This is a genomic window from Streptomyces sp. SKN60, from assembly GCF_026236535.1.
Lineage (GTDB): Bacteria > Actinomycetota > Actinomycetes > Streptomycetales > Streptomycetaceae > Streptomyces.
The window spans coordinates 16,944-41,918 of the sequence record NZ_JAHTMW010000010.1 but is presented as its reverse complement, the minus strand read 5'-3'; the positions used below and the strand labels follow the sequence as shown (position 1 = coordinate 41,918).

23 protein-coding genes and 7 tRNA genes are annotated in these 24,975 nt (G+C 74.7%); 19 read left to right on the top strand and 11 right to left on the bottom strand.

The window, feature by feature from the left end; all coding sequences use genetic code 11:
* Nucleotides 1-69 precede the first annotated feature (69 nt).
* The 5 genes from KV205_RS18130 (at nt 70) to KV205_RS18110 (ending at nt 7,981) form a co-directional block, all read left to right on the top strand.
* Nucleotides 70-711 (top strand): GNAT family N-acetyltransferase, encoded by a 642-nt coding sequence (locus KV205_RS18130; protein ID WP_265865438.1) that lies wholly within the window; start codon nt 70-72, stop codon nt 709-711.
* A gap of 119 nt (nt 712-830) precedes the next feature.
* Nucleotides 831-2,045 (top strand): precorrin-6y C5,15-methyltransferase (decarboxylating) subunit CbiE, encoded by a 1,215-nt coding sequence (cbiE, locus tag KV205_RS18125; RefSeq protein WP_265865437.1) that lies wholly within the window; start codon nt 831-833, stop codon nt 2,043-2,045.
* Nucleotides 2,046-2,327: 282 nt separating this feature from the next.
* A complete protein-coding gene (gene cobT, locus KV205_RS18120) occupies nt 2,328-5,558 on the top strand; it encodes a nicotinate-nucleotide--dimethylbenzimidazole phosphoribosyltransferase (protein ID WP_265865436.1) in 3,231 nt (1,076 codons plus the stop codon).
* A 300-nt stretch (nt 5,559-5,858) separates the two neighbouring features.
* Entirely contained in the window at nt 5,859-7,115 is a 1,257-nt protein-coding gene (cobA, locus tag KV205_RS18115) for a uroporphyrinogen-III C-methyltransferase (protein ID WP_265865435.1), read from the top strand.
* Between the two features lie 47 nt (nt 7,116-7,162).
* Entirely contained in the window at nt 7,163-7,981 is an 819-nt protein-coding gene (locus tag KV205_RS18110) for an RNA methyltransferase (RefSeq protein ID WP_265865434.1), read from the top strand.
* 208 nt (nt 7,982-8,189) lie between these two features.
* Here the strand turns inward: KV205_RS18110 and KV205_RS18105 are convergent, their stop codons facing one another.
* Complete coding sequence (locus KV205_RS18105; RefSeq protein WP_265865433.1) at nt 8,190-9,425, bottom strand: serine/threonine-protein kinase; 1,236 nt, start codon at nt 9,423-9,425, stop codon at nt 8,190-8,192.
* Between the two features lie 463 nt (nt 9,426-9,888).
* Between KV205_RS18105 and KV205_RS18100 the strand changes: the two genes are divergently transcribed.
* The 3 genes from KV205_RS18100 (at nt 9,889) to KV205_RS18090 (ending at nt 11,814) form a co-directional block, all read left to right on the top strand.
* A complete protein-coding gene (locus tag KV205_RS18100) occupies nt 9,889-10,059 on the top strand; it encodes a hypothetical protein (RefSeq protein WP_265865432.1) in 171 nt (56 codons plus the stop codon).
* 486 nt (nt 10,060-10,545) lie between these two features.
* Nucleotides 10,546-11,505 (top strand): phosphotransferase family protein, encoded by a 960-nt coding sequence (locus KV205_RS18095; RefSeq protein WP_265865431.1) that lies wholly within the window; start codon nt 10,546-10,548, stop codon nt 11,503-11,505.
* A 39-nt stretch (nt 11,506-11,544) separates the two neighbouring features.
* On the top strand, nt 11,545-11,814 hold the full coding sequence (locus KV205_RS18090; RefSeq protein WP_265865430.1) for a zf-TFIIB domain-containing protein: 270 nt from the start codon (nt 11,545-11,547) through the stop codon (nt 11,812-11,814).
* Nucleotides 11,815-11,920: 106 nt separating this feature from the next.
* Here the strand turns inward: KV205_RS18090 and KV205_RS18085 are convergent.
* From KV205_RS18085 to KV205_RS18065, 5 genes are all read right to left on the bottom strand, one after another.
* Nucleotides 11,921-11,995, bottom strand: a tRNA-Val gene (locus KV205_RS18085).
* Nucleotides 11,996-12,029: 34 nt separating this feature from the next.
* Nucleotides 12,030-12,101, bottom strand: a tRNA-Val gene (locus KV205_RS18080).
* A 34-nt stretch (nt 12,102-12,135) separates the two neighbouring features.
* Nucleotides 12,136-12,207, bottom strand: a tRNA-Val gene (locus KV205_RS18075).
* Nucleotide 12,208: 1 nt separating this feature from the next.
* A tRNA-Cys gene (locus KV205_RS18070) sits at nt 12,209-12,282 on the bottom strand.
* Nucleotides 12,283-12,322: 40 nt separating this feature from the next.
* Nucleotides 12,323-12,395, bottom strand: a tRNA-Gly gene (locus tag KV205_RS18065).
* Nucleotides 12,396-12,649: 254 nt separating this feature from the next.
* Here KV205_RS18065 and KV205_RS18060 point away from each other — a divergent pair.
* The 3 genes from KV205_RS18060 to KV205_RS18050 are packed head-to-tail and all read left to right on the top strand — an operon-like array spanning nt 12,650 to nt 15,429.
* Nucleotides 12,650-13,702 carry a chorismate-binding protein gene (locus KV205_RS18060; protein ID WP_265865429.1) on the top strand — a complete coding sequence of 351 codons (1,053 nt, stop codon included), beginning with the start codon at nt 12,650-12,652 and terminating at the stop codon, nt 13,700-13,702.
* Complete coding sequence (locus KV205_RS18055; protein WP_265865428.1) at nt 13,699-14,529, top strand: aminotransferase class IV; 831 nt, start codon at nt 13,699-13,701, stop codon at nt 14,527-14,529. The genes KV205_RS18060 and KV205_RS18055 overlap by 4 nt, the downstream gene beginning before the upstream one ends.
* A gap of 60 nt (nt 14,530-14,589) precedes the next feature.
* Entirely contained in the window at nt 14,590-15,429 is an 840-nt protein-coding gene (locus KV205_RS18050; RefSeq protein WP_265865427.1) for a GNAT family N-acetyltransferase, read from the top strand.
* 25 nt (nt 15,430-15,454) lie between these two features.
* On the opposite strand, the gene KV205_RS18045 is transcribed toward KV205_RS18050, so the two are convergent.
* The gene (locus KV205_RS18045; RefSeq protein ID WP_265865426.1) at nt 15,455-15,967 is read right to left on the bottom strand and encodes a DsbA family protein; all 513 of its coding nucleotides are present in this window, start codon (nt 15,965-15,967) and stop codon (nt 15,455-15,457) included.
* A 135-nt stretch (nt 15,968-16,102) separates the two neighbouring features.
* Between KV205_RS18045 and KV205_RS18040 the strand changes: the two genes are divergently transcribed.
* Nucleotides 16,103-16,531 (top strand): hypothetical protein, encoded by a 429-nt coding sequence (locus KV205_RS18040; RefSeq protein WP_265865425.1) that lies wholly within the window; start codon nt 16,103-16,105, stop codon nt 16,529-16,531.
* Between the two features lie 133 nt (nt 16,532-16,664).
* Entirely contained in the window at nt 16,665-16,883 is a 219-nt protein-coding gene (locus KV205_RS18035) for a hypothetical protein (RefSeq protein ID WP_265865424.1), read from the top strand.
* A gap of 24 nt (nt 16,884-16,907) precedes the next feature.
* On the opposite strand, the gene KV205_RS18030 is transcribed toward KV205_RS18035, so the two are convergent.
* Both KV205_RS18030 and KV205_RS18025 read right to left on the bottom strand, forming a co-directional pair.
* A complete protein-coding gene (locus KV205_RS18030) occupies nt 16,908-17,465 on the bottom strand; it encodes a CGNR zinc finger domain-containing protein (protein WP_265865423.1) in 558 nt (185 codons plus the stop codon).
* Between the two features lie 198 nt (nt 17,466-17,663).
* Nucleotides 17,664-18,077 (bottom strand): SsgA family sporulation/cell division regulator, encoded by a 414-nt coding sequence (locus KV205_RS18025; RefSeq protein ID WP_015032345.1) that lies wholly within the window; start codon nt 18,075-18,077, stop codon nt 17,664-17,666.
* Nucleotides 18,078-18,266: 189 nt separating this feature from the next.
* Here KV205_RS18025 and KV205_RS18020 point away from each other — a divergent pair, with 189 nt between their 5' ends.
* Entirely contained in the window at nt 18,267-18,755 is a 489-nt protein-coding gene (locus tag KV205_RS18020) for a TIGR02611 family protein (protein WP_265865422.1), read from the top strand.
* 54 nt (nt 18,756-18,809) lie between these two features.
* Nucleotides 18,810-18,881: transfer RNA gene (locus tag KV205_RS18015), tRNA-Val, on the top strand.
* A gap of 49 nt (nt 18,882-18,930) precedes the next feature.
* Here the strand turns inward: KV205_RS18015 and KV205_RS18010 are convergent.
* A complete protein-coding gene (locus KV205_RS18010) occupies nt 18,931-21,333 on the bottom strand; it encodes an SCO7613 C-terminal domain-containing membrane protein (protein ID WP_265865421.1) in 2,403 nt (800 codons plus the stop codon).
* An 82-nt stretch (nt 21,334-21,415) separates the two neighbouring features.
* Between KV205_RS18010 and KV205_RS18005 the strand changes: the two genes are divergently transcribed.
* The gene (locus KV205_RS18005; RefSeq protein ID WP_265865420.1) at nt 21,416-21,859 is read left to right on the top strand and encodes an SRPBCC family protein; all 444 of its coding nucleotides are present in this window, start codon (nt 21,416-21,418) and stop codon (nt 21,857-21,859) included.
* 77 nt (nt 21,860-21,936) lie between these two features.
* Nucleotides 21,937-22,008 (top strand) — tRNA-Val (locus KV205_RS18000).
* A gap of 61 nt (nt 22,009-22,069) precedes the next feature.
* Here KV205_RS18000 and KV205_RS17995 read toward each other — a convergent pair.
* On the bottom strand, nt 22,070-22,798 hold the full coding sequence (locus KV205_RS17995; protein WP_265865419.1) for a 3'-5' exonuclease: 729 nt from the start codon (nt 22,796-22,798) through the stop codon (nt 22,070-22,072).
* Nucleotides 22,799-22,918: 120 nt separating this feature from the next.
* Between KV205_RS17995 and KV205_RS17990 the strand changes: the two genes are divergently transcribed.
* Entirely contained in the window at nt 22,919-23,494 is a 576-nt protein-coding gene (locus KV205_RS17990) for a DUF4365 domain-containing protein (RefSeq protein WP_265865418.1), read from the top strand.
* A complete protein-coding gene (locus KV205_RS17985) occupies nt 23,494-24,843 on the top strand; it encodes a hypothetical protein (protein WP_265865417.1) in 1,350 nt (449 codons plus the stop codon). The genes KV205_RS17990 and KV205_RS17985 overlap by 1 nt, the downstream gene beginning before the upstream one ends.
* Nucleotides 24,844-24,975 lie beyond the last annotated feature (132 nt).

The following is a 24,975-nucleotide window of genomic DNA, read 5'->3' as shown; positions in this document are numbered from 1 at the left end:
CTTCGGGTTCACCCCGCGCATGCGCGCGACCACCGCATGCTGCATGCTGTGCCTTCACGGTCTTCACGTATGGAGTTGCGCATGACTACGACCTTCCCGTCCATCTCCATCAGCACGGACCGGTTGGTGCTGCGCGCGTTCGAAGAGGCCGACATCCCCGCCTTCGTGGAGATGATGAACGACGAACTCGTCGTCGCCTGGACCTCCGTCCCGCACCCCTACACCCCGCGCGACGCCGAGGACTGGGTCCGCAGGATCGCTCCTGCGGAACGCACCGAGGGCCGCGGCATCGTCTTCGCCGTCACCGAGTTCCTCACCCAGCGCCTCGTCGGCATCGTCCACCTCCACAGCACCAACTGGCGCACCCGCGCCACCGAGGTCGCCTACGTCACCGCCCCCTGGGCCCGCGGCGAGGGCTACGCCACCGAATCCGTCCTCGCCGTCGCCCAATGGCTCTTCGGCGACCGCGGCTTCGAACGCCTCGAACTGCGCACCGCCGCCGACAACACCGCCTCCCAGCAGGTCGCCCAGAAGATCGGCTGCATCAGCGAAGGCGTCCTGCGCAACGCCTGGATAGCGCGCAGCCAGACCGAGACAGGCGCCTGGACCGACATCCGCACCGACCTCATCGTGTGGAGCCTCCTCCCCGAGGACCTCGACGCCGACCAGATGGCCGAGGCCGGCCTCTCCACCTACGCCGACTGGAGCTAGGGCCTGTCCGGCGGATCATGGCCGGGTCCGACCCTGATCCGTCGGACAGGCCCTGGCCCGGCCCAGGTAGGCTCGACCCGCCCCCGACCTGCACACACCCCTCAGGGAGACAGACACAGATGGCCGACCGGGTCACGGTGATCGGCTGGGACGGCTCGCCCCTCACCGCGGCGGCCCGGTCCGCGCTCGCCGCCGCCACCCTGGTGGCCGGCGCCGCCCACCACCTCGCCCTCCCGGAGGTCCCGGCCGCCGCCGAACGCATCCGCCTCGGCAGCGTCGACCTCGCCGCCCGCCGCATCGCCGGCCACCGCGGCACCGCCGTCGTCCTCGCCGACGGCGACCCCGGCTTCTTCGGCGTCGTCCGCACCCTGCGCGCCCCCGAACACGGCCTGGAGGTCGAGGTCGTACCCGCCGTCTCCAGCGTCGCCGCCGCCTTCGCCCGGGCCGGCATGCCCTGGGACGACGCCCGCGTCGTCGTCGCCCACCAGCGCACCCTGCGCCGCGCCGTCAACGTCTGCCGCGCCCACCCCAAGGTCGCCGTCCTCACCTCACCCGGCGCCGGCCCCGCCGAACTCGCCCTGCTCCTCGACGGAGTCCACCGCACCTTCGTCATCTGCGAGGAACTCGGCACGGACCGCGAACAGGTCACCGTCGTCACCTCCGACAAGGCCGCCGACCACGCCTGGCGCGACCCCAACGTCGTCCTCGTCATCGGCGGCGGCTCCACCGGCGGCTGGCTCATGGGCCACGACACCCCGGCGGTACGCGGCTGGGCCCTGCCCACCGAGGACACCGGCGGCCGCACCGGCCAGGACCCCACCCTGCGCGCCGCCCAGCTCGCCCGGCTCGGCCCCCGCGAGGGCGACCTGGTCTGGGACATCGGCTGCGCCGACGGAGCCTTCGCCGTCGACGCCGCCCGCTTCGGCGCCGCCGTCATCGCCGTCGACGCCGACCCCGCCGCCTGCGCCCGCACCGAGGCCGCCGCCCGCGCCGCCGGCCGCCACCTCCAGACCGTCACCGGCCGCGCCCCGCACGTCCTGGAGAGCCTTCCCGAACCCGATGTCGTACGCATCGGGGCCGGGGGAGTCCCGGTCGTCACCGCCTGCACCGACCGCAGGCCCGAGCGGATCGTCACCCACGCCGCCACCCGCGACGAGGCCGAGGCGATCGGCGCGGCACTGGCCGACGGCGGCTACGCGGTGGAGTGCGCGCTGCTGCAGACCGTGGGCCTCGACCCGGCCGAATGGACCGAGCGCGGGCGCTCCGTGGTCTTCCTCCTGTCCGGCAACCGGACGGATGCTCCCCGTGATCGCGGGGGGCATCGGGGGAGGTAGGCTGGCCGATTGTTGTACCGCACCCGGACGTTCGGCGTGTTGTTCGTCAATGTCCTGGACCTGGGGCCTTCTTGCCTCCTCACAAGGTGCGGGACGACGGGGGGACGGCGCGACGTGGCGCAGTCCACAGCCAAGGGTGGCGGATCCGCCTGCCAGGATGGCCGAAGGCCGCGACAATGCATGGGTGTCCGCGCGTGCTTCGTGCCGCGCGGCGCGCGAGCTCGTTCTTGTTGACGGGCGAAGGTCTGAAGGAGCACAACCGATGGGCGAGGGGTACGCAGCATGACGGACACCGGCCAGGTCCCGGCTGAGGGGCTGCCGGAGAACGCAGGCACGGGCGAGCAGCCGGGCATCCCCGCCCCGGGCGCGTACGCCTACCTGGACCCCTCCGAGAACGCAGCCGAGGACGACGAGGTACTGCTGATGCCGGGCGCCCAGGGCGCCTGGAGCGAGCTGCAGCCGGGCGTGGTGCCCGCGCCGCCGGTCACCGTGCCCGCCCCGGGCCCGGTCGTCGATCCGCTGACCGCCCCCATCGAGCAGGTCACCGCCACCCCGCCGCAGGGCGTTCCGGTGCCCCCGCAGGCCACCCCGGCGCACGGCGTGCCGCACGAGCCGGTCCTCACCGACCACGGCTACGAGCCCGGCATCCTCGACACCGGCGCCCACGAGGCGGCCGGCCGCGACTCCGGCTCCGTCGACCTGAGCGGCGTCCGGATGCCCGCCCCGGCGCCCGCGCAGGCCCCGCAGTCCGCGCGCCGCCCGCTGCACATGGGCCCGCCGATGCCGGACGCCACCGGCGGCGTGGTGCGCTCCCTCGCCGACCGCGGCCCGGCCGCCGCCCCCGCCGCGCAGCCCGCGCCCGTCGCGGCCCCGGCCGCCGCCGCGGCGCCCACGCCGATGCCGGTCCGGACCCCGGGCCCGCCGACCACCGGCCCCGAATACCTGGACGTGCCGCCGCAGGACCAGCAGACGGCCCCGCAGGGCGCCGTGCCGTGGACCGCGCAGCCCCAGGAGCCGCAGACCCCCGCCCCGGCGGAGCAGGTCGCCCCGCAGGCCGTCCAGTTCGTCCCGGTCGAGGGCTCCGTCCCGACCGCCCCGCACCTGGCCCCGACGCCCGCCCCGGAGCCGGTCCTCCCGGTCCAGGACGCGCAGCCGGAGCAGCCGCAGGCCGTGGCCGAGCCCGTCGTCGCCGAACCCGCCGCCGAGCCGGTCGTCGTGGAACCGCAGGCCGCCGAGCCGCCCGCCGCGGAGCCGGTCGCCCAGGAGGCCCCGGTCCCCGCCCCGCGCGAGGCCGAACCGGAGCCGCAGCCCGAGGCGCCGGTCGCGGTCGAGGCTCCCGCCGAGCCCATCGTGGTCGAGCCGGTCGCGGCCGAGGCCCCGGCCGTCGTCCCCGAGGAGCAGCCGGCCCCGGCCCCCGTCGAGGTCGCGGCGGAGGAGATCCCCGTCGTGGCCGAGGACGCCCCCGAGGCACAGCCCGAGGCGCCGGTCGTCGTCGAGCCCGAGCCCGTGGTCGAGGTCGCCCCCCAGCCGGTCGCGGAGCCCCCGGCGGAGCCCGAACTCCCGGCCGAGCCCGTCGTCGAGGCCGAGGTGGCCCCCGCGCCCCAGCCCGAACCGGTCGCGGAGACCCCGGCGGAGCCGGAGGCCGTACCCGCCCCCGTCGCCGAGCCCGGGATCGAGCCCTCCGCGGCCCCCGAGCCCGAGGCAGAGCCCGAGGCCCAGGCCGACCCGGAAGCAGTAGCCGAGACGGCACCCGAGACAGCAGCCGGGACGGAACCGGCGGGCGAGCGCGCCCCCGGTTACGACGAGGCCGAGCGCGAGGCCGTACTCCGCGTGATGCGCGAGCGCCGCGACATCCGCAACGGCTTCCGCCCCGACCCGATCCCGCACGAGGTCCTGCTCCGCGTCCTTGAGGCGGCCCACACGGCCCCGTCCGTCGGCCACTCGCAGCCCTGGGACTTCGTCGTCATCCGGTCCGCGGAGACCCGCCGGACGATGCACGAGCTGGCCCAGACCCAGCGCGACGCGTACGCCAAGTCGCTGCCCAAGGGCCGGGCGAAGCAGTTCAAGGAACTGAAGATCGAGGCCATCCTCGACACCCCGGTGAACATCGTCGTCACCGCGGACCCGACCCGCGGCGGCCGGCACACCCTCGGCCGCTACACGCAGCCGCAGATGGCCCCGTACTCCTCGGCGCTCGCCGTCGAGAACCTGTGGCTCGCCGCCCGCGCCGAGGGCCTCGGCGTCGGCTGGGTCAGCTTCTTCGACGAGCGCGAGATGGTCCGCGCCCTCGGCCTGCCCGAGCACCTCGAAGTGGTCGCGTACCTCTGCGTCGGCTACGTCGACGAGTTCCCCGAGGAGCCCGAGCTGATGCAGGCGGGCTGGTCCAAGCGCCGCCCGCTGTCCTGGGTCGTCCACGAGGAGACGTACGGCCGCCGCGCGCTGCCCGGCGAGGAGCCGCACGACCTGCTCCAGGAGACCGTCGCCAACATCCGCCCGCTGGACGCCAAGGCGCTCGGCGAGGCCTGGGAGCGCCAGAAGCGCATGACGAAGCCCGCCGGGGCGCTCGGCATGCTGGAGATCATCTCCGCGCAGCTCTGCGGCCTCTCCCGGGTCTGCCCGCCGCCGATCCCCGAGCCGGCCGCCGTCGCGATCTTCGCCGGCGACCACGGGGTGCACGCCCAGGGCGTCACCGCCTGGCCCCAGGAGGTGACCGGCCAGATGGTCGCGAACTTCCTCGGCGGCGGCGCGGTCTGCAACGCCTTCGCCAACCAGGTGGGCGCCGAGGTCTGCGTCATCGACGTCGGCGTCGCCTCCGACCTGCCCTCCACGCCCGGTCTGCTCCCGCGCAAGGTCAAGGCCGGCACCGCCGACTTCACCATCGGCCAGGCGATGACCCGCGAAGAGGCGATCGCCGCGATCGAGGTCGGCATCGAGACCGCCCGCGACCTGGTGGCGGCCGGCAACAAGGCGCTGCTCACCGGTGAGATGGGCATCGCGAACACCACCGCGTCCGCCGCGCTCATCTCGGTCTACACCGGCGTGGACCCGGTCGAGGTGACCGGCCGCGGCACGGGCATCAACGACGAGATGCACGCCCGCAAGGTGGACGTGGTCCGCCGGGCGCTCGACCTCCACAAGCCGGACCCGGCGGACCCGATCGGCGTCCTCGCGGCGATCGGCGGCCTGGAGCACGCGGCGCTCGTCGGCCTGATCCTGGGCGCGTCCTCGCTCCGTACCCCGGTCATCCTCGACGGCGTCTCCACCGGCGCGGCGGCCCTCGTCGCCCGCGCCATCGCGCCCGAGTCCCTCGCGGCCTGCATCGCGGGCCACCGCAGCGCCGAGCCGGGCCACGTCGCGGCCCTCAACAAGCTGGGCCTGCGCCCCCTGGTCGACCTGGACCTCCGCCTCGGCGAGGGCACCGGCGCCCTGCTCGCCCTCCCGGTGGTCCAGAGCGCCGCGCGGGCGATGCACGAGGTGGCGACGTTCGACTCGGCGGGCGTCACGGAGAAGTAGGAAGCCGCACGCGCCCTCCCTCCTCAGCCGGGTCCCTTCGGGAGATCCGGCGGGAGTGGGGGACGTGCGGGGTCCCGACGTTCGGGACGTAAAGCGTGATGTGTGGCGCGGAACAAGGACGTTCCGCGCTGGTCGGACCAGACCGCGCCGTACATCATGCAGTCCCGAATGCGGGACCCCGCGCGGCCCGCACGCACCCTCCCACCGACGCGAGGGACATCGATCACAGCGAGAGACCCGCAGGTCACCGATATCGTGAGGTGCCCACTGCACCGCCCCTCCAGAGGAGCCGCCCGCACCATGGCCGAGCACGCCGACACCGCCGAGCACCCCGCCTACCCCGTCGGACTGCGCCTCGCCGGCCGCCGCGTCGTCGTGTTCGGCGGTGGCCAGGTGGCCCAGCGCCGGCTGCCCGCCCTGATCGCGGCCGGCGCCCGGGTGACCCTGATCTCGCCCTCCGCGACCCCGTCCGTGGACGCGATGGCCGAGACCGGCGAGATCACCTGGATCAAGCGGCGCTACGAGGAAGGCGACCTCGCCGACGCCTGGTACGCCCTGGTCGCCACCACCGACCCGGCGGCGAACGCCGCCATCTCCGCCGAGGCCGAGCGCACGAAGACCTGGTGCGTCCGCTCCGACGACGCCGAGGCGGCCACCGCGTGGACCCCGGCGACGGGCGCCAGCGAGGGCGTGACGGTCGCGGTGCTCACCGGCCGCGACCCGCGCCGCTCGGCGGCCGTGCGGGACGCGATCGTCGAGGGCCTGCGGGACGGTTCGATCGCGGCTCCGGCGCAGCGCGCCCGCACCCCGTTCGTCGCGCTCGTCGGCGGCGGCCCGGGCGACCCGGACCTGATCACGGTCCGCGGCCGCCGCCTCCTCGCGGAGGCGGACGTGGTGATCGCGGACCGCCTCGGCCCGCGCGACCTGCTCTCGGAGCTGCCCCCGCACGTCGAGGTGATCGACGCGGCGAAGATCCCGTACGGCCGGTTCATGGCCCAGGAGGCCATCAACAACGCGCTGATCGAGCACGCCAAGGCCGGGAAGTCCGTCGTCCGCCTGAAGGGCGGCGACCCGTTCGTCTTCGGCCGCGGCATGGAGGAGGCCCAGGCGCTGGCCGCCGAGGGCATCGCCTGCACGGTGGTCCCGGGCATCTCCAGCTCGATCTCGGTCCCCGGCGCGGCCGGCATCCCGGTCACCCACCGGGGCGTGGCCCACGAGTTCACCGTGGTCAGCGGCCATGTGGCGCCGGACGACCCGCGCTCGCTCGTCGACTGGGCGTCGCTGGCGCGGCTCACCGGAACGCTCGTCATCCTCATGGGCGTCGACAAGATCGGCAAGATCGCGGAGGCGCTGATGGCGAACGGCAAGGCGCCGGAGACCCCGCTGGCGCTGATCCAGGAGGGCACGACGGCCGCCCAGCGCCGGGTGGACGCGACGCTGGCGACGGTCGCCGAGACCGTCACGGCGCAGGACGTGCGCCCGCCGGCGGTCATCGTCATCGGCGACGTGGTCCACGAGTCCCCGGCCAAGAACCCCACCGCCAAGCCCACCCACTGACGCCCGCACGCATTGGCACCACCCACCGGACAAGGCAGTATCACCCCGTGGCCGAACTCATCACGATCGACGACCCCGACGACCCGCGCCTGCGGGACTACACCGGACTGACCGACGTCGAGCTGCGCCGCAGGCGCGAGCCGGCCGAGGGCCTGTTCATCGCCGAGGGCGAGAAGGTGATCCGCCGCGCCAAGGACGCCGGCTACGAGATGCGCTCGATGCTGCTCTCGGCCAAGTGGGTCGACGTCATGCGCGACGTCATCGACGAGCTCCCGGCTCCGGTGTACGCGGTGAGCCCGGACCTCGCCGAGCGCGTGACGGGCTATCACGTGCACCGCGGCGCGCTGGCGTCGATGCAGCGCAAGCCGCTGCCGTCCGCGGCGGAGCTGCTCGCGGGCGCCCGCCGGGTGGCGGTCATGGAGGCGGTGAACGACCACACCAACATCGGCGCGATCTTCCGCAGCGCGGCCGCGCTCGGCATGGACGCGGTGCTCCTGTCGCCGGACTGCGCGGACCCGCTGTACCGCCGCTCGGTGAAGGTGTCGATGGGCGCGGTGTTCTCGGTCCCGTACGCCCGCCTGGACACCTGGCCGCGCGGTCTGGAGGCGGTACGGGAGGCGGGCTTCAAGCTCCTCGCGCTGACCCCGGCGGACCGGGCGGCGTCGATCGACGACGCGGCCCCGCACAAGCTGGACCGGGTGGCCCTGATGCTGGGCGCGGAGGGCGAGGGCCTGTCGACGCAGGCGCTGCGCGCGGCGGACGAGTGGGTCCGGATCCCGATGGCCCACGGCGTGGACTCGCTGAACGTGGGCGCCGCGGCGGCGGTGGCCTTCTACGCGGTGACGAGCGGCCGCCCGCAGCCGTAACCCCGCGCGGGCCACGGCCCCGGGGCACAACCCCGGGCTACGGCCCGGGTCACAACCCCCAGGCCGCACCCTGAGCCACACTCCCGGGCCACGGCCCTGAGGCGCAGCCTCGGGCACAACCCAGGGCCACGGCCCCGGGGCACGACCCCAGGCCACAGCCCCGAGGCGCAGCCCCCGGGGACCCACCCCGGGGCTCACCTCCCGGGACTCACCCCTGCAACGCCTGCGCGGCCGCGATCCCCAGTGCCACGATCAGCGTGACGACGACGAAGACGAACAGCCGCTGACGCAGCAGCCGAGGGTTGGCGGGCCGGCGCCCGGTGGAGGTGCCGCGGGCCCCGGTGCGGGTGCCCGGGCGCGTGCCGGGCCGGGACTGACCGCCCCGCGCACCGCCACCGGCACCCGTGCGGGACGCGGACGGCCGGGAGGCCGAGGGGCGCGCCGCCGCGGAGGGGCGGCCGCCGGTGGGCCGGTCGGTGGCCGGCCGCTCGCCGCCGCCCTCCCCGCCGCGGTCGAGGGACCGCTCGGTGGTGCGCTCGGTGTACCGCTCCGTGGGCCGGACGGGGCTGCGCTCCTCGGTCCGCTCGCGCTGGCCGGGCGGCCGGGCGGCGGCGGGCAGCCCCTGCGCCTCCCGCGCGGCGATCTCCTTGAGCCGCATGGACAGCTGGAGGGTGCTGGGCCGCTCCTCCGGGTCCTTCGCGAGGCAGGCCCGCACCAGCGGCGCGAGCGCGTCGGGCACGCCGTGCAGCTGGGGCTCCTCGTGCACGACCCGGTAGAGCATGACCTCGGAGCTGCCGTGCCCGAAGGGGGAGTCGCCCATCGCGGCGTACGCGAGGGTGGCGCCGAGCGAGAAGACGTCGGTCGCGGCGGTGACGGGCGCGCCCCTGACCTGCTCGGGCGCGAGGAAGCCGGGGGAGCCGACGGCGGTGCCGACGTGGGTGAGGGTGCTGGCGCCGGTCGCCCAGGCGATGCCGAAGTCGATGATCCGGGGGCCCTTGGGCGAGAGCAGGATGTTGGACGGCTTGAGGTCGCGGTGGACGACGCCCGCCTCGTGCACGGCGACCAGGCCCTCGGAGAGCGCGGCGCCGATCGAGGCCACGTCGGCGGCCCGCAGCGGACCCTCCTCGGCGACCCGGTCGTGCAGGGAGGGCCCGGGCACGTACTGGGTGGCGAACCAGGGGCGCTCGGCCTCCAGGTCGGCGGCGACGAGCCGGGCGGTGCAGCCGCCGCGGATCCGCCGGGCGGCGGACACCTCGCGGGCGAACCGGGAGCGGAACTCCTGGTCCTCGGCGAGGTCGGGGCGGATCACTTTGAGCGCCACGCGCTGGCCGCGCCGGTCGGAACCGAGGTACACGACCCCCATCCCGCCGGCGCCCAGCCGGCGGTGCAGCCGGAACGACCCGACGATCCGCGGGTCCTCGCGCCGGAGCCGCATCATCGCCATGTCCGTCCCCTCGTCCGTTCGACGTGGCACAGCTTACGTACCCCTGCCCCGGCCCGCTCACAGGCCGCGCCCTCAGGGCCGCATCGATTGTCAGTGCTGAGGGGGACACTTGAGGCGGGGTCAGCCGTGCCACTCGCCAACACTCCCTCATATCAAGGGCGTTGACTCCGGGGCGGCACGACACCCCGACGGTCCGGGCCAAACGTGGGGCAGGTCACACGGCCGTCCCGGAGGGGTGCCCGGGGCGTCCCCTCCGGGATGACCCCCAGTCCGGACGATCCGTCTCCACCCAGGGGAGTACGCCGTTCGGAGGCCCGTCATCCTCCGGGAGGCCCGGAAGTCGGTACGCGGGCATGACGTCCGGGGCGCGCCCGCTGCCTAGATTGGTTGTCGAGCGGCGGGTGCAGCACTCGTCCCCCGAGGTCACCGCACCCGCCGCGTCCGACACGACAGGAGAGGACCCATGGCGTACCCGGCCCCGCGGATGACCACCACCCGCCCTTCGAGCCGCCGTCACCCGCTGGTGGCGACCGCCATGGTCCTCCCTCTCGCGGCCCTGCTCGTAGTCGTCTTCGGCGGCTGGGACGCGGTGGTCACTCAGGCGTCGTCCGTGGGCGTGATGCTGGGGCGCTGAACAGCGCCCCGGACCCGGGAGAGCGGCCCGGGTCGGGGACATCCGGCCATCAGCCCCGTGGGGACGGGGGTGCGGCGGACGGCAGCGTGCGGCCGGTCAGCTGGGGAGCTGACCGGCCCTCGCGCTTTTCCGGCCCGGGGCGCCCGGCCACGCGGCTGCTCGGCGCACGCCACCCTGCGCCGACGGCGGCCAGCCGGCCCCCGGAACCGTCCCGCGCCCAGCGGCCCGGCATCCAGCGTCCGGGGTTCGTGGTCCGGTGGGGCATCCGGTGGCGTGGAGATCCGCACCCGCCGTCCGGCGGCCTGCGGGCCGGCGCCCGGGATCCGACGCCCGACCCCGGCGTCCGGCGGCTCGGCGCCTGGCGCCTTGCGCCTTGAGGCTCGGCACGCCGGCGTCCAGCCCGACGCCGGACGCCCGGGGTCCGGCGGCGCGGCCGCCCGACACCGGCCGGCCGCCACGCGACAACCCCCGCGTAGGCTCCACGCCGTGGACGACACCGCCCTGCTGCAGCTGCACACCCTCGCCCGCGCCGCCGCGCATCCCGGCGAGCCTGCCGGGGCGTCGTGCCCGTGCCGGGCCGGGCTGCTCGCCGATCGGGCCGACGGGACCGTCGTACGGCACGGGCGGCTGGTCCTCAAGGCGCACGGGCCCGACGGCGACCCGGCCGACCTGCGGGCGCGGATATCGGTCGCCGCGCTCCCGGACCTCGCCGAGGTGCTGCTGCCGCCGCTGCCCGGACCGCGGGCACCGCAGGCGGACCGGCCGCTGAGCCTGTGGCCGTACGGCAGTCCCGTCGATCCGGAGGATCCCGGCGCCGCCCCCTGGGAGGCGGCCGGCCGGCTGCTGGCCCGGCTGCACCGGGTCCCGGCGCCGCCGGGCACTCCGGCGATGCGCGCCCCGGTGAAGGCCGCCCTCGCCGTGGAGCGGATGCGGCGCGCGGCCCCGGACCACCCCGCGACGCCCGTGGTGCTGCGAGCCTGGCTCACCCTCCCCGACTTCGCCCCGGAGCCCGCCGTACCGGCGACCCTCTGCCACGGCGACTTCCACCTCGGTCAGCTCGTACGTCTCGGGGAGCCGGGTCCAGACGCCCGCTGGCGGCTGATCGACGTGGACGACCTCGGGGTCGGCGACCCGGCCTGGGACCTGGCCCGGCCCGCCGCCTGGTTCGCGGCCGGGCTGCTCGCGCCGGAGGTGTGGGCACGCTTCCTCTCCGCGTACGAGACGGCCGGCGGCCCCGCCACCCGCGGCCTCGCCCCGGGCGGCGCCGACCCGTGGGCGCGGCTCGACGTCCCGGCCCGCGCGCTCACCGTGCAGACCGCGGCGCTCGCCGTCGCCAAGTCCACCGCCGAGGGGCGCCCGCTGGACGAGGTGGAGGACGTGATGATCGACACCTGCGCCCGAATCGGTTCGCTCCGAACCGAGTTGCCGCCGTCGGCGTCCACGTAATGTGAGAGCCCCATTCGAACGGCAGGGAGTTGAGTCCGCATGCAGTGTCCCAAGTGCCACGCGGCCATGCACACGTACAACCGCAACGGCGTCCAGATCGAGCAGTGCAGCGGCTGCCGCGGCATCTTCCTGGACTACGGCGAGCTGGAGGCCCTGACCCGCCTGGAGTCCCAGTGGGTCCAGCAGGCCCCGCCGCCGCAGGCCTACCCCGCGCAGCCCGCCGCCCCGGCCTGGGGCGCCCCGCACCACGGCGGTCACCACGGGCACCACGGCCACCGCGGTTTCGGCCGGATGCTGTTCTCCTCCTGAGCCAAGCCCGGTCGTGCGGCCCGGCCCCACCGGGGCCCGGCCCCACGCCGGACCGCTCGCGGCACGACGAAGCCCCCGGTCGCTTGCGCGGCCGGGGGCTCGTGACTGGTGCGCGATACTGGGATTGAACCAGTGACCTCTTCCGTGTCAGGGAAGCGCTCTCCCGCTGAGCTAATCGCGCGGGACGACCCGAAGGTCCGGGACCGAAGGTCCAGTGCGCGATACTGGGATTGAACCAGTGACCTCTTCCGTGTCAGGGAAGCGCTCTCCCGCTGAGCTAATCGCGCGGGGGATCCGAAGATCCGGGACCCGAAGGTCCAGTGGACGATACTGGGATTGAACCAGTGACCTCTTCCGTGTCAGGGAAGCGCTCTCCCGCTGAGCTAATCGTCCTTGGAGGTGGAGACGGGATTTGAACCCGTGTAGACGGCTTTGCAGGCCGTTGCCTCGCCTCTCGGCCACTCCACCAGGAGTGTGATTCGGGGGTTCGGGAAGATCCCCCACATCGAGCGGACGACGAGATTCGAACTCGCGACCCTCACCTTGGCAAGGTGATGCTCTACCAACTGAGCCACGTCCGCTTGTCGTTTCCGTTTCGCTTGCGCGTCCCGGCGACGTGTTGAACTCTAGCGGATTCCTGGGCCAGTACAAAAACGCGTTTCCGCAGCGTGCTGACCTGCGGCCCCGTGAGGGCGTCCGGGAGCGTTCGTACGGCGTTCACTCCATGTGTCCCCGACGTGGCTCCCAGCGCCCCCTCCCACCCCACGCGCCCCTCCTTCCCCGGAGTCCTTCCACGGCCCCGGCCGCTTCCCTCCCGCGGACCTAGACTCGCTCTGTGCACCCCCTCGCTCCTCTGGCCCGCTTCGGCGGCCTCCTCGCCACCGACCTCCGGGACGTCACCCACGACCCCGAGGCCCTGGACTCCTCCGGTTTCTGGGCGGTCGTCGCGGACTTCGAGGGCCGGCTGACCTGCGCGCGCTTCGGCGACGTGCGGCCCGATCCCGTCCCCGCGCCCGTCCCGGGCGCCTGGCGCGGACCGGCGGCCGGCGACTGGACGTCCTCGCTCGACCGCGCCGCGTACACCGCGGGCGTGCGCCGCGTGCGCGACCACATCGCGCGCGGCGAGGTCTACCAGGCGAACCTCTGCCGGGTGATGTCCGCGCCGCTGCCCGATCCGGCCACCGCCGACGTCGACGCGCTCACCGCGCTCCTCGCGCGCGGCAACCCCGCCCCGTACGCCGGCACCGTCCGGCTGCCCGCGCACGGCGTGGAGATCGCCACCGCCTCGCCCGAGCTCTATCTCCGGCGCACCGGCCCCGTCGTCGAGTCCGGCCCCATCAAGGGCACCGGCCGGACCGCCGACGACCTTCTGGAGAAGGACCACGCCGAGAACGTGATGATCGTGGACCTGGTCCGCAACGACCTCGGCCGGGTCTGCGCGACCGGTTCCGTCACCGTGCCCGAGCTGTGCGCCGTCGAGCCGCACCCCGGCCTGGTCCACCTGGTCTCCACCGTCCGCGGCGAACTGCGCGACGGCGCCGGCTGGCCCGAGCTGCTCGACGCGACCTTCCCGCCCGGCTCCGTGACCGGCGCCCCCAAGTCCAGCGCCCTGCGGATCATCGAGGCCCTGGAGACCGTCCCGCGCGGCCCCTACTGCGGCGGCATCGGCTGGGTCGACGCCGACCGGCGCACCGCCGAGCTGGCCGTCGGCATCCGCACCTTCTGGATCGACCGGGCCGAGGGAGTGCTGCGCTTCGGCACCGGCGCCGGCATCACCTGGGGCTCCGACCCCGAGCGCGAATGGGCCGAGACCGAGCTCAAGGCCGCCCGCCTGGTCGCGATAGCGTCGGGCGCGTACGAGGCGACTGGAAAGGCCATATCTCGATGAAACTGTGGGTCAACGGCGCGCTGCACGACGCCGAGAGCGCGCGGGTCTCGGTCCTCGACCACGGGCTGACCGTCGGCGACGGCATCTTCGAGACGGTCAAGGCCGAGCGCGGCGAAACGTTCGCCCTCACCCTCCACCTGGAGCGGCTGACCCGCTCCGCCCGCGGCCTCGGCCTGCCCGACCCCGACCTCGACGAGGTACGCCGCGCGGTCGCCGCCGTCCTCGCCGCCAACCCGATGGAGCTCGGCCGGCTGCGCATCACGTACACCGGCGGGCTCTCCCCGCTCGGCTCCGAGCGCGGCGACGCCGGCCCCAGCCTGGTCGTGGCCCTCGGCGAGACCCGCCGCCGCCCGGACACCACCGCCGTGATCACGGTGCCCTGGACCCGTAACGAGCGCGGCGCGCTGACCGGTCTCAAGACCACCTCGTACGCCGAGAACGTCGTCGCGCTCGCCCGCGCGCACGAGCGGGGCGCCTCCGAGGCGCTGTTCGCCAACACCGTGGGGCAGCTCTGCGAGGGCACCGGCTCCAATGTCTTCGTCGTGGTCGACGGCCGGATCCTCACCCCGCCGGTGTCCTCCGGCTGCCTCGCGGGCATCACCCGCGCCCTGGCCGCCGAGTGGACCGGCGCGGAGGAGACCGATCTGCCGCTGGACGTTCTGGAGAGCGCCGACGAGATCTTCCTGACCTCGACCCTGCGCGACGTACAGGCCGTGCACCGGGTGGACGACCGGGAGCTCGCCAGGACGCCGGGGCCGGTCACGGCCAAGGCGATGCGGCTCTTCGAGGAGCGGGCCGCCAGGAACCGGGACCCGAAGCTCGGCTGAGACCGGATCCCGGCCGAAATCCGGATGACGGGTGGGCCCGGCGCGGGTAGAACACCTGTGATGACCACCACCCTGCGGCCGTCCGAGCCGCTCCAGCAGTCCGCCGACGGCAGCCGTTCACGCAGCTACGACATCTGCGTGAACAGCCGCCGGGTCGGCTCCGTCCGGCTCTCCACGGACCCCGCCTTCGGCGCGGCCTCGGGCGTGATCGACCGCCTCGGGGTCCACGAGCCGGACCGCGGGCGCGGCCGGGCCACGGTCGCGGCGCTCGCGGCCGAGGAGGTGCTGCGGAGCTGGGGCTGCGTCCAGGTGCGGATATCGGTGCCCGCGGAGGCGGCGGCCGCGCTGCGGATGGCGGACTCTCTCGGCTACGCCGAGCGCAGCCGGAACATGGTCAAGGCGCTGCCGTCCGAGCCGCCCGCACTGCCGGACGGTGTCGAGGTCCGGCCGATGACCGAGGCCGAGTTCGTGGTGTGGGAGGCGCGGTCCAAGGAGGTCTTCGCGCAGGACTGGATCGACCGGGGCGTCCCCGAGGACCAGGCCCGCGCCAAGGCCGAGGACAGCCACCGGAGGTATCTCCCGGACGGCCTGGCCTCGCCCGGCGTCGCCTTCCACGTGATCGTGAAGGACGGGCAGCCGGCCGGCCATCTGTGGACGGGCCGGATCGAGCTCGAACCGGGGGAGTGGGCGGCTTTCGTGTACGACATCGAGGTCGACGAGGCGCACCGCGGGCGCGGCTACGGCCGGGCGCTGATGCTGCTCGCCGAGCGGGTCGCGCGGGAGGCCGGGGAGACCCGGATCGGACTGCACGTCTTCGCGGGCAACACCCCGGCGATCCGGCTGTACGAGTCGCTGGGCTACCGCACGACCCACGTCAACAGCGCGAAGGAACTGCGCTGACGATCTCCCCGGCAGAGGGGTGGGGTCAGGCGCCGAGGAGGCGGTCGGCGATCTCCGTGATGCGCTCGCGCAGACCGTCCTGACTCTGGCCGCCGTCGAGACGCTCGCCGCCGATGACGTACGTGGGGGTGCCGGTGACCTTGATCGCCTTGCCCTCGGCCTCGTCGGCGTCGACCGTCAGGAGGTGCCGGCCGTCGATCAGCGCGGTGTCGAACTCCTCGGCGTCCAGGCCGAGTTCGCCCGCGACCTCTAGGAGGACCGGCTCGCCGCGGTCGGCCAGCTCGGCGGTCCGGGCCAGGAGGGCCTCGGCGTAGGGCCAGCCCTGCCCCTGGGCGAAGGCCTCCTCGGCGGCCTGGGCGGCGGCGTACGCGTGCTTGTGCTTGGACAGCGGGAAGTGGCGCAGCTGCACGTCGAGGCGGTCGCCGTACGCGGCGCGCAGGGCGCGGACGTCGTCGAGGGCCTGGAAGCAGTCGGGGCACTGCAGGTCGAACCAGGCCTCCAGGACGACCGGGGAGGCGGGGGTGGTGGACTCACTCATGGGAAGAGTCTCCCATCCGGCCCTCCCTGGGGGACGACCCGGAGATCTCCCTGATCCCCGGCCCGGGGCATGGCCCGGCGGGGGTGGTGCGGTGCAGGATGGAAGGGACGTATCACCCGGGACCAGGAGGATCGCATGCTTGCCGAGACCGTTTGCTCCGCGGTGGCCGCGGCGGGCCTGGGCATCGCCGCGATCACGGCCTGGCGGAGGAAGTTCCTGACCGCCACCCGGATCGCCGCCTATGCGCTGGTGCCGCTGGGCCTGGTGATGACGGGCGCGATCGACTGGCTCTTCGAGGCCCTGACGTTCAACCTGACCGTGTGGGCCGGCTTCGGTGTGCTGGGCCTGTCCTGGCTGCTGTTCATGAGCTCGCGCGCGGTCGAGCGGCGCAGGGCCGGGAAGAAGGCGGCGACCGGGGGAGAGACCCCGTCGGCCGTGGCGCCGGCCGCGTCGGCGCCGTCGCTGGGGGCCGGGCGCTCCGCTCCGGCCGCGAAGCAGCAGGCGAAGCCGGCGGACGAGGACTTCAGCGACATTGAGGCGATTCTGAAGAAGCACGGAATATGACCGGGATCGGACCGCGGTCCGACCGGTTCTGATCCTTCTCGGTCCCGTGGTCCACGGGATGGGGTGAACACGGCCCGGCGCGGGGTGTGTTGCGTGATCTTCGGGACCGGGCGTGCTGCATCATCCCCCCGAGATGCTCGATACCTCGGGGGACACCGCCCCCGCACACGTTCCGGCCCCCGCAACAGGCCCCGCACGCGTTCCCGCCCCCGGTGCGGCGCCGTCCGTGCCGGTCGCCGAGGAGCCGCGCGGCTGTCTGTTCGCGCTGTCCCAGCCACCGCTGATGATCTTCCTGGCGGTGATCGGCGCGCTGCTGCTCATGGCCGCCGTGCACGACCTGTTCCTGCTGTGAGGGTGCCGGTGCCCGGGGGCGGGATCAGCCCGCGGCTTCCTTGCGGCGGGCCCGGTAGGCGGCGACGTGCAGACGGTTGCCGCAGGTGCGGCTGTCGCAGTAGCGGCGGGAGCGGTTGCGGGAGAGGTCGACGAAGGCCCGGCCGCAGTCCGGCGCCTCGCAGCGGCGCAGCCGCTCCTGCTCGCCCGCGACGACGATGAAGGCCAGCGCCATTCCGCAGTCCGCGCCCAGGTGGTCGGCGACCGAGGCGCCCGGCGCGAAGTAGTGGACGTGCCAGTCGTAGCCGTCGTGGTCGGTCAGCTGCGGTGTGGTGCCGGCGGCCGCGACCAGCTGGTTGATCAGGGTGGCGGCGATCCGGGCGTCGGGCGCGGAGAAGACCGCCGTGAAGCGGTCGCGCACCTCGCGCACCGCGCGCAGGTCGGCCGCGCTCAGCTGGCCGACGTCACTGATCTTGTGGGCGTGCACGAAGGACTGCAGCGCCTCGATGTCCCCGAGCGCGTCGTCGCGGTCACCCTCCGGGGCGGTGTTCATCAGATCGACGACGGTGTCGAGGGCGATCCGGGTGTCGTGGGGGATCAGCACGATTCGCTCCCTGGCCGGCTGCGGGCGGGTGCCCGCGGAATTGCGCTGAACTCTAGCGCGGACCCGGAAACGGGCATCGGCGCCCCGCACCGCGCCGGCTGCGCGGTGTGGAGCGCCGATGAGGAAGTGCAGTGCACGGTTGTCCGCGCGGCGCCGTCTCCCCGAGTCGGACGGCGCCGTGCGGCTGTAGGCCTGGCCTCAGCTGTCGGCCAGGATGTGGGAGAGCTCCGTGTCGAGGTCGAAGTGGCGGTGCTCGGTGCCCGGTGGCACGGCAGCGTCGGTCCGCTTGAGGAACGACTCCAGGGCCCTCGCCGGGGCCTCGAGCAGGGCTTCGCCCTCGGGGGAACTCAGCGCGATGCAGACGACTCCCTGACCGTGGCTGCGTGACGGCCAGACCCGGACGTCGCCCGTGCCGGTGGGCCGGTGCAGCCCCTCGGCGAGAAGGTCGCGGGCGAAGACCCACTCGACCGTCTCCTCGGCTCCGGTGTGGAAGGTGGCGTGCACGGCATACGGATCGGCCGTGTCATACCGCAGGCCCGCGGGTACAGGCAGTGAGGACTCGCTCGACACAACGAGGCGCAGGTGCAGCTCGCAGCTGACCGTGGTGTTCATAAGCGCCAGGGCCTTTCGCTCAGTGTGCGCTCGGGGATTCGCACGTCGGCGAAATCGACATGCCACCTACGGTGCCGTTGTAAACCCCTCTGTCTGTTTTGTGATCGTTCAGGTAGCTCGTATGGGCGCGTGTAACTTTGGGTAATACCTCCAATTCGACACACGGGGACGGTCCGGTAAGTTGGGGTCATGAATGCGGAGAGTGACGAGCGCACCGGGGAGTCCGCGGCCGACGGGGACAAGAGTGCGCAGCAGGGGAACGCGACGCCGGACGCGCCGGACAGTGCGGCCGGGGACACCGAAGGTGCGCCGCTCGGCTCGCGGGCGCCGGAGTTCATCAAGGCCCGCCGGACCCTGCACCTGAGCTGGCAGGTCGGCGTCTTCGTCGTCGGCCTCGCCGTCGTCGGCGCCGGCATCGTGATGCTGCCGCTGCCGGGCCCCGGCTGGCTGGTGATCTTCGCCGGCATGGCGATCTGGGCGACCGAGTTCGTCTGGGCCCAGCTGGTGCTGCGCTGGACCAAGCGGAAGGTCACCGAGGCCGCCCAGCGCGCCCTCGACCCCAAGGTCCGGCGCCGGAACATCATCCTCACCAGCATCGGCCTGGTGATCATCGGCGTGCTGCTGGGCATCTACCTGTGGAAGTTCGGCCTCGTCATGCCGTGGAAGATCGACGAGTGACCAGGAAGCGGTTCGGAAGCACCGCTGACATGCGGTAATGTTTGCGGTGCACCCGGGCGATTAGCTCAGCGGGAGAGCACTTCGTTCACACCGAAGGGGTCACTGGTTCGATCCCAGTATCGCCCACCCGGACCGAAGGCCCGGAGACGGAATCCGTCTCCGGGCCTTCGGCGTCTCACCGCATCCGGCCCAGTCGCTCCCGCAGCCGGCGCGCGTCACGCAGCCGCTGCTCGTACGTGGCGCCCACCGCGAGCAGCAGCAGACCGGCCAGGGCCGGCGGCAGCCAGCGCGGCAGCGCGCCCACCGCCTGCACCACGTACGGCGCGAGCTCGTGCAGCCCGACCAGGGCGAGCACCGAGCCGCCGAGCAGCAGCGGTGCCTGCAGCCGGAACCGCGCGCCGAGCAGCGTCACCGCCAGCGAGCCCAGGCCGAGCAGCAGCGGACGCGTTCCGTGCGGGTCGACCCAGGCCGCGAAGAGACTCGGCACCAGCGTGGCCGCGAGCCCCGGCCCGTACGCCGTCCACGAGGACGCCTCCGGGTCCCGGCGCCGCCGCAGCACGCCCACCACCAGGGCGGGCACCGTCACCGGCAGGGTGTACGCCTCCGGGGTCGTGACCTCCCACACCGTGAGCCGCACCCAGGTCGCGAGCAGGAACAGCACCGCCGCCACCCACGAGGCCACCGGGCGGCGCTCCGGCCGTACCGCCGTCGCCGCCGCGACCACACCGCCGAGCGCCAGCGCGAGCGCGAGCAGCGCCGGGCGGTCGACCGTCAGGCCGAGCCCGAAGAGACCCACCGCCGCACCCGTGGCCTCCACCGCCACGGACTCCGGACGCCGGCGCAGCCAGGCCCCCAGGCCGGCCGTCCCGGCCGGCACCACGAGCAGCAGCAGACCCGTCACCGGCTCCGACAGACCCGCGGCCGCCGCCCCGGCCCCCACCAGGCCCGCCACCGCCAGCACGCCCGCACAGGCCGCCACCGTCCGCCGGACCCCGCCGCCGAGCACCGCGACCGCGCCGAACAGCGCCACCAGCACCCCGAGCACCGCGAACGTCGCCGCCCGGGAGTCCAGCGCCGGGGCCACCGTCGCGAGCCCCGAGGCCAGGCCGCACCCGAACCCGAGCCAGGCGAGCACCTCCGCCGAGCCGTCGAGCCCGCGCGCCACCGGGGCCGGGCGCACCGCCACCACGAGGGCCGCGGCCGTCGCGCCGAGCAGGACGGCGAGCGAGGCCCCGTACGACAGGCCGAACGCCACCGGCAGACCGACAAGCAGCGCCCAGCCGAGGACGAGCGCGGCACTCCGCGCCCACAGGCGGGGCACCGCCACCAGCGCGGCCGTCACCACGAGCAGCACCAGCGAGGCCGTCGCCGGGTAGTCGGTCAGCGTCCGCTCCGGGTGCGCACCCGACCAGATCTCCGTCGAGCGGACCCGCGGGTCGAGCAGACCGAACACGGTGGGCGGCAGCGCCCACAGCGTCGCCAGGCCGAGGACCCCCGCGCCCGCCCATGCCAGACCGTCCCGCAGCCCCGGCAGCGCCACCGGCTCCGTCCGCGGGCCCGCCCAGGGCCCCCGGTGCCAGGCCGCGGCGCCCGCGAGGACCAGGGCGCACAGCGCGTACCCCGGGACGATCCACGCCTCCGGCACCCCGGCACGCAGCAGACCGCCCGTCGCGGCGATCCCCGCCAGACCGGCCACCACGGCGGAGGCGAGCGCCGACGGCGCGTGACGCACCGCGAGGAACAGCAGCACGGCGGCGCAGGCGAGCAGCAGTGGCAGCGCCTCCAGCGGCGAGGTGAGCGAGAGACCCAGGCCGGCCAGCAGCGCCCAGCCGCCCAGACCCGCCGCACCCACCCCGGCGGTCACCCGCACCGGCAGAGCCTTGCCCCACAGCATCGCCGCCACGTCCAGGGCGGCCGTGCCGAGCGCCGCCCACGCGAACGCGGTCATCCCGCCGTCCGCCGCCAGGACCCCCAGCGTCAGCGGCAGTTGGGCCGCCACCACGGCGGCCGGGAGCGGGGTGCGCAGCCGGGGCAGGGCGGAGCCGTACGCCGCCCAGGCGCCGGCCAGGACCGCCGAGGCCGCCGCCGTGTAGCCGAGACCGCCGGTCTCCGGCAGCGCCACGCGGTGCAGGGCGTACGCGTCGAGGACCGTCAGGACCAGACCGAGCACCGCGACCGACTCCGCCGTGGACACCAGACCGCGGCGCAGCAGCACCACCGGCGCGAACAGGGCCGCCGAGGTGACCACCGCGAGCACCGCGGACCGGCCGCCGATGCCCATCGTGCCCCAGCTGACCAGCGTGAACACGAGAGCGGCCACGCTCAGCAGGATGCCGCCGAGGGTCAGCAGCACGTTCTGCGTGCTGCGCGGGGTCGCCTCGGGCGCCGGCCAGGGCCGCGCGGCCGCCGCCGCGGGCGGAGCCGGCGGCACGGGCGGCACCGGCGCGGCCCGCTGTGCGTCCAGGACCCGCACCAGCCAGTCCCGACGCAGCAGCAACTGCGCCCGGTGGGCGTCGAGTCGGGCCAGTTCGCGGTCGACGAGCGCGAGCTCTTCCGCGGGAGGCAGGGAGGTGTTCATAGCCGGAGTGTGGCGCCGGACACAGCGAAAGGGGATGCGCGCGGATACTCAGATCCGGCCCTGAGTACTCCACACTGGCCCCATGGACTGGTGCCGCTACCGCTTCCGCAGCGTCTGGCGTCTCGCCGCCCCGCCCGCCGCCGTCTACGGCGTCCTGGAGCGGGCCGAGGAGTACCCCCTCTGGTGGCCGCAGGTCCGCGAGGTCGTCCCGCTCGACGAGCGCACCGGCACCGCCCGCTTCCGCTCCCTGCTGCCGTACGACCTGGTGGTCACCGCCGAGGCCCGGCGCCGCGACCCCGATGCCGGGGTCCTGGAGGTCGGCATGTCCGGAGACCTGGACGGCTGGGCCCGCTGGACCCTCACCTCCGAGGGCGCCGGCACCCGCGCCCTCTACGAGCAGGAGGTCGAGCTCCGCAGCCCCCTCATGCGTGCCCTCGCCGTCCCCGGCCGCCCCTTCTTCCGGGCCAACCACGCCCTGATGATGCGCGGCGGCCGCCGCGGCCTCGCCGCCCACCTGCGCACTTAGGGCGCACCCCGCGCGTGCCCCGCCGGAGCCGGTTTGAACGAAGCCCGTCCGGGCCTGTATGGTTTCACCCGTTGCCCGGGCGATTAGCTCAGCGGGAGAGCACTTCGTTCACACCGAAGGGGTCACTGGTTCGATCCCAGTATCGCCCACCGGGAGAGGCCGGTCCGTCAGAAGACGGACCGGCCTCAGCTGTTTCCGGGCGCATGCCGCTCACGCCGCCGTCGACAGCTCCGGACGCAGCGGCCACGCCGGGTCCACCGCCTCCGGGGTGCCCTGCCGGGCGAACCAGGCCTGCAGGCCGCGCGCCTGTGCCGCGTGCCACACCGCCTGCAGGGTGTGCAGCTCCGCCGGCGTCAGCCGCTCCAGGCGGGACGCGAACCGCCGCCCCACCGCCCGTACGACCTCGAGCGCCGCCTGCGCGTCCGCCGCCGCGTCGTGCGCGCCGTCGAGCACTACCTCGTACTGCTCGCACAGATCGGTCAGCGTCCGCCGGCCCTTGCGATAGCGGTCCAGATGCTTGTCCAGGACCCGCGGGTCGAGCACGCACAGCGGCACGTGCTCCGTGTAGCGGCCCAGCGAGGACGCCCGGTGTCGGCGCAGCTCGCGGTCCAGGATGGTCAGGTCGAACGGCGCGTTCATCACCACCAACGGGCGGCCCGCCGCGCTCTGTTCGGCTATCGCCCGGGCCAGTTCCTCCATCACGGGCGACGGCCAGCGCCCGTTCCGCTGCAGATGATCGTCCGTCAGGCCGTGTATCGCGGTGGCCCCGGGCGGCACCGGCACCCCCGGGTTCACCAGCCAGCGGGTCACCCGCGGCCGCATGCCCGCCGCGTCCTGGACGACGAGGGCGGCGGACACGATGCGGTCCTCCTCGACGTCGACTCCCGTCGTCTCCGTGTCGAACGCGGCCAGGGGCCCGTCGAACCAGTGCGTCGTCATCCCCGAACTCCTCGCGCGTGCGCGGCAGATGGCCAGCCCCCTGCCCGAATCGTTGATACCCGGGCTGTTTGCGCCGTACGCGGGCCGGTGACAACACAGGTGACGGGGAAGGGAACTGACATGGCGCTCGCCCAGCCCGCGTCGGACGGGCTGCCGCCCCAGCGGGCGGCACCGCTGCGCGGCTCGCTCGCCACCACCGCCTGCATGGAGACCCTCCAGGTCGGCTATCTCCACGCGGTCGCGGCGGCGGCGGGCTGCTCGCTGTCGCAGCCGTTTCCGGACAACGGCATCGACTGGCACGTGAGCCACAGCGCTCCCGGCCACACCGTCGACGACGAGGTGACCATCAAGGTGCAGCTCAAATGCACCTACCAGATACCGCCGCGAACCCAGCGGGACGCGAGCGGCAGCTTCTCCTTCACGCTCGACAACGAGCACCTGGCGAAGCTCGCCCGCACCCCCGTCGCGGTCCACAAGATCCTGGTCGTGATGCTCGTGCCCCGCGACCGCGAGGACTGGCTGCGGGCCGGGCACGAGCGGCTCGACCTGCGGCACTGCTGCTACTGGATCAACCTGGCCGGCCACCCGGTCACGGGACGCCGCAGGACCACCGTGCGCATCCCGACGGCACGGATCTTCGACGACCGGGCGCTCTGCGAGATCATGGCGCGGGTCGGCGTGGGAGGGAGACCCTGATGCACCGGCCGATCGACGAACCGGAGAACGGGGCCGGCCACGGCCCCGACCCGCTGCTCCCACCGGGCCGCACCGCGCCCCCGGCCTTCCGGCCGCAGCCCCACCCGGCGCCCGGCGAGCTCCCCGGCCACTGGACCGGGGTGCCCGCCGCGCCCGTCGGCCCCTGGGCCGCCGCGGGCGGGGACCCCGACCCGGGCAGGGTCGACCCCCGGGTGCTCGGCGCGCTCCTCGCCCGGCACGGCTGGCGCCGCCGCGGCGGCGCGGCCGGCCGCTACAGCCGCTGGTCCCCGCCCGGACCCGGCACGAGCGGCCGCGGCACCAGCCTGCTGGTCCCCGAGAACCGCGCCTTCCCCGACTCCGACGACCTCATCGGCGAGGCGCTCACCGCCCTCGCCCACAGCGCCGACCCCTCCGCCCGCGAGGTGCTCACCGGCCTCGCCGTCCCCAGCGACGAGATCCGCTGGTGGCGCGACGTGCCGCCGGGACCCGCCGGCGCCGTGCCCTGGCCCGTGCAGGAACAGCTCCGCAGCGCCGCCCGCGGACTGCTCCTCGCCGGGGCCCTCGCCGTCCGCGACCGGGCCGGCTACCACGGCGCCCGCCACCGGCGGCAGGCCCAGGCCTCCCTGGAGTCCGTCGTCGTCGGCGCCGCCCCCGGCGGCCGCGGCCTCACCGCCTTCCTGCCCGTCGACCCCGGCCGCGCCGTCTCCGTCCGGCTCTACCACGCCCTGTACGCCACCCGGGAGGCCGTCGACTACCAGCGGGCCACCGGCGGCATGGAGGCCTTCGACACCGCCGTCCAGGCCGGCGTCAGCCGCGAGCTCACCGAGGCCCTGGTCGCCCTGGTGCGCGGCACCGAGGGCGCCGGCATCACCCTGGAGTGGTCCCCGGCGGCCGGCACCCCCGCGGGCTGCGCCGCGCGGCCCGAGCCCGTCGAGTTCTCGCCCGGCGATCTGCCGGCCCTGCGCGAGGCCGGCGCCCGCTATCTGAACGACGAGCCCTCCGTACCCGTACGCATCACCGGCACCGTCGTCCGCATGCGCCGCTCGGGCCCGCGCGGCGAGGGCACCGTACGGCTCCGCGTCCTCGCCGGGGCCGAGGTCGGCCATGTCCGCGCCACCCTCGACGAGGAGGCCTACCGCACCGCCGGCCACGCCCATCTGGTCGGCCTGCCCATCCGGGTCGTCGGACGCCTGGAGAGCCGCGGCGGCTTCCGCCGGCTGACCGACGCGACCGGGGTCGTACCCGTCCAGGTCGACGAGGCGGAGCGGGACCGGCTGATGAAGTCGCTGCACGACCCCGGCGAGGGCCGCGGGTTCTTCGACGAGGGGAACGATCCGGAGGAAGGGTGAGCCGCGGGAACGCTCCTCGGGGCGCGACCGGGCCCGACCCGAGCCCGTAGGATCGGTGGCGCGCGGCACCTCGTCTCTGCCGTGCACCGTTGGCGCCGGCACCTCGTGTCTGCCCGCGCCCCTATGTATGGA

What these genes read in the sequence shown, in the direction of transcription:
- KV205_RS18025 (WP_015032345.1), bottom strand. Translation starts at nt 18,077, where the DNA reads ATGAACACCACGGTCAGCTGCGAGCTGCACCTGCGCCTCGTTGTGTCG.
- KV205_RS18105 (WP_265865433.1), bottom strand. Translation starts at nt 9,425, where the DNA reads ATGGCGATGATGCGGCTCCGGCGCGAGGACCCGCGGATCGTCGGGTCG.
- cobT (WP_265865436.1), top strand. Translation starts at nt 2,328, where the DNA reads ATGACGGACACCGGCCAGGTCCCGGCTGAGGGGCTGCCGGAGAACGCA.
- KV205_RS18050 (WP_265865427.1), top strand. Translation starts at nt 14,590, where the DNA reads ATGACCACCACCCTGCGGCCGTCCGAGCCGCTCCAGCAGTCCGCCGAC.
- KV205_RS18130 (WP_265865438.1), top strand. Translation starts at nt 70, where the DNA reads ATGGAGTTGCGCATGACTACGACCTTCCCGTCCATCTCCATCAGCACG.
- cobA (WP_265865435.1), top strand. Translation starts at nt 5,859, where the DNA reads ATGGCCGAGCACGCCGACACCGCCGAGCACCCCGCCTACCCCGTCGGA.
- KV205_RS17995 (WP_265865419.1), bottom strand. Translation starts at nt 22,798, where the DNA reads ATGACGACGCACTGGTTCGACGGGCCCCTGGCCGCGTTCGACACGGAG.
- KV205_RS17985 (WP_265865417.1), top strand. Translation starts at nt 23,494, where the DNA reads ATGCACCGGCCGATCGACGAACCGGAGAACGGGGCCGGCCACGGCCCC.
- KV205_RS17990 (WP_265865418.1), top strand. Translation starts at nt 22,919, where the DNA reads ATGGCGCTCGCCCAGCCCGCGTCGGACGGGCTGCCGCCCCAGCGGGCG.
- KV205_RS18045 (WP_265865426.1), bottom strand. Translation starts at nt 15,967, where the DNA reads ATGAGTGAGTCCACCACCCCCGCCTCCCCGGTCGTCCTGGAGGCCTGG.
- KV205_RS18005 (WP_265865420.1), top strand. Translation starts at nt 21,416, where the DNA reads ATGGACTGGTGCCGCTACCGCTTCCGCAGCGTCTGGCGTCTCGCCGCC.
- KV205_RS18100 (WP_265865432.1), top strand. Translation starts at nt 9,889, where the DNA reads ATGGCGTACCCGGCCCCGCGGATGACCACCACCCGCCCTTCGAGCCGC.
- KV205_RS18040 (WP_265865425.1), top strand. Translation starts at nt 16,103, where the DNA reads ATGCTTGCCGAGACCGTTTGCTCCGCGGTGGCCGCGGCGGGCCTGGGC.
- KV205_RS18055 (WP_265865428.1), top strand. Translation starts at nt 13,699, where the DNA reads ATGAAACTGTGGGTCAACGGCGCGCTGCACGACGCCGAGAGCGCGCGG.
- cbiE (WP_265865437.1), top strand. Translation starts at nt 831, where the DNA reads ATGGCCGACCGGGTCACGGTGATCGGCTGGGACGGCTCGCCCCTCACC.
- KV205_RS18090 (WP_265865430.1), top strand. Translation starts at nt 11,545, where the DNA reads ATGCAGTGTCCCAAGTGCCACGCGGCCATGCACACGTACAACCGCAAC.
- KV205_RS18020 (WP_265865422.1), top strand. Translation starts at nt 18,267, where the DNA reads ATGAATGCGGAGAGTGACGAGCGCACCGGGGAGTCCGCGGCCGACGGG.
- KV205_RS18010 (WP_265865421.1), bottom strand. Translation starts at nt 21,333, where the DNA reads ATGAACACCTCCCTGCCTCCCGCGGAAGAGCTCGCGCTCGTCGACCGC.
- KV205_RS18035 (WP_265865424.1), top strand. Translation starts at nt 16,665, where the DNA reads ATGCTCGATACCTCGGGGGACACCGCCCCCGCACACGTTCCGGCCCCC.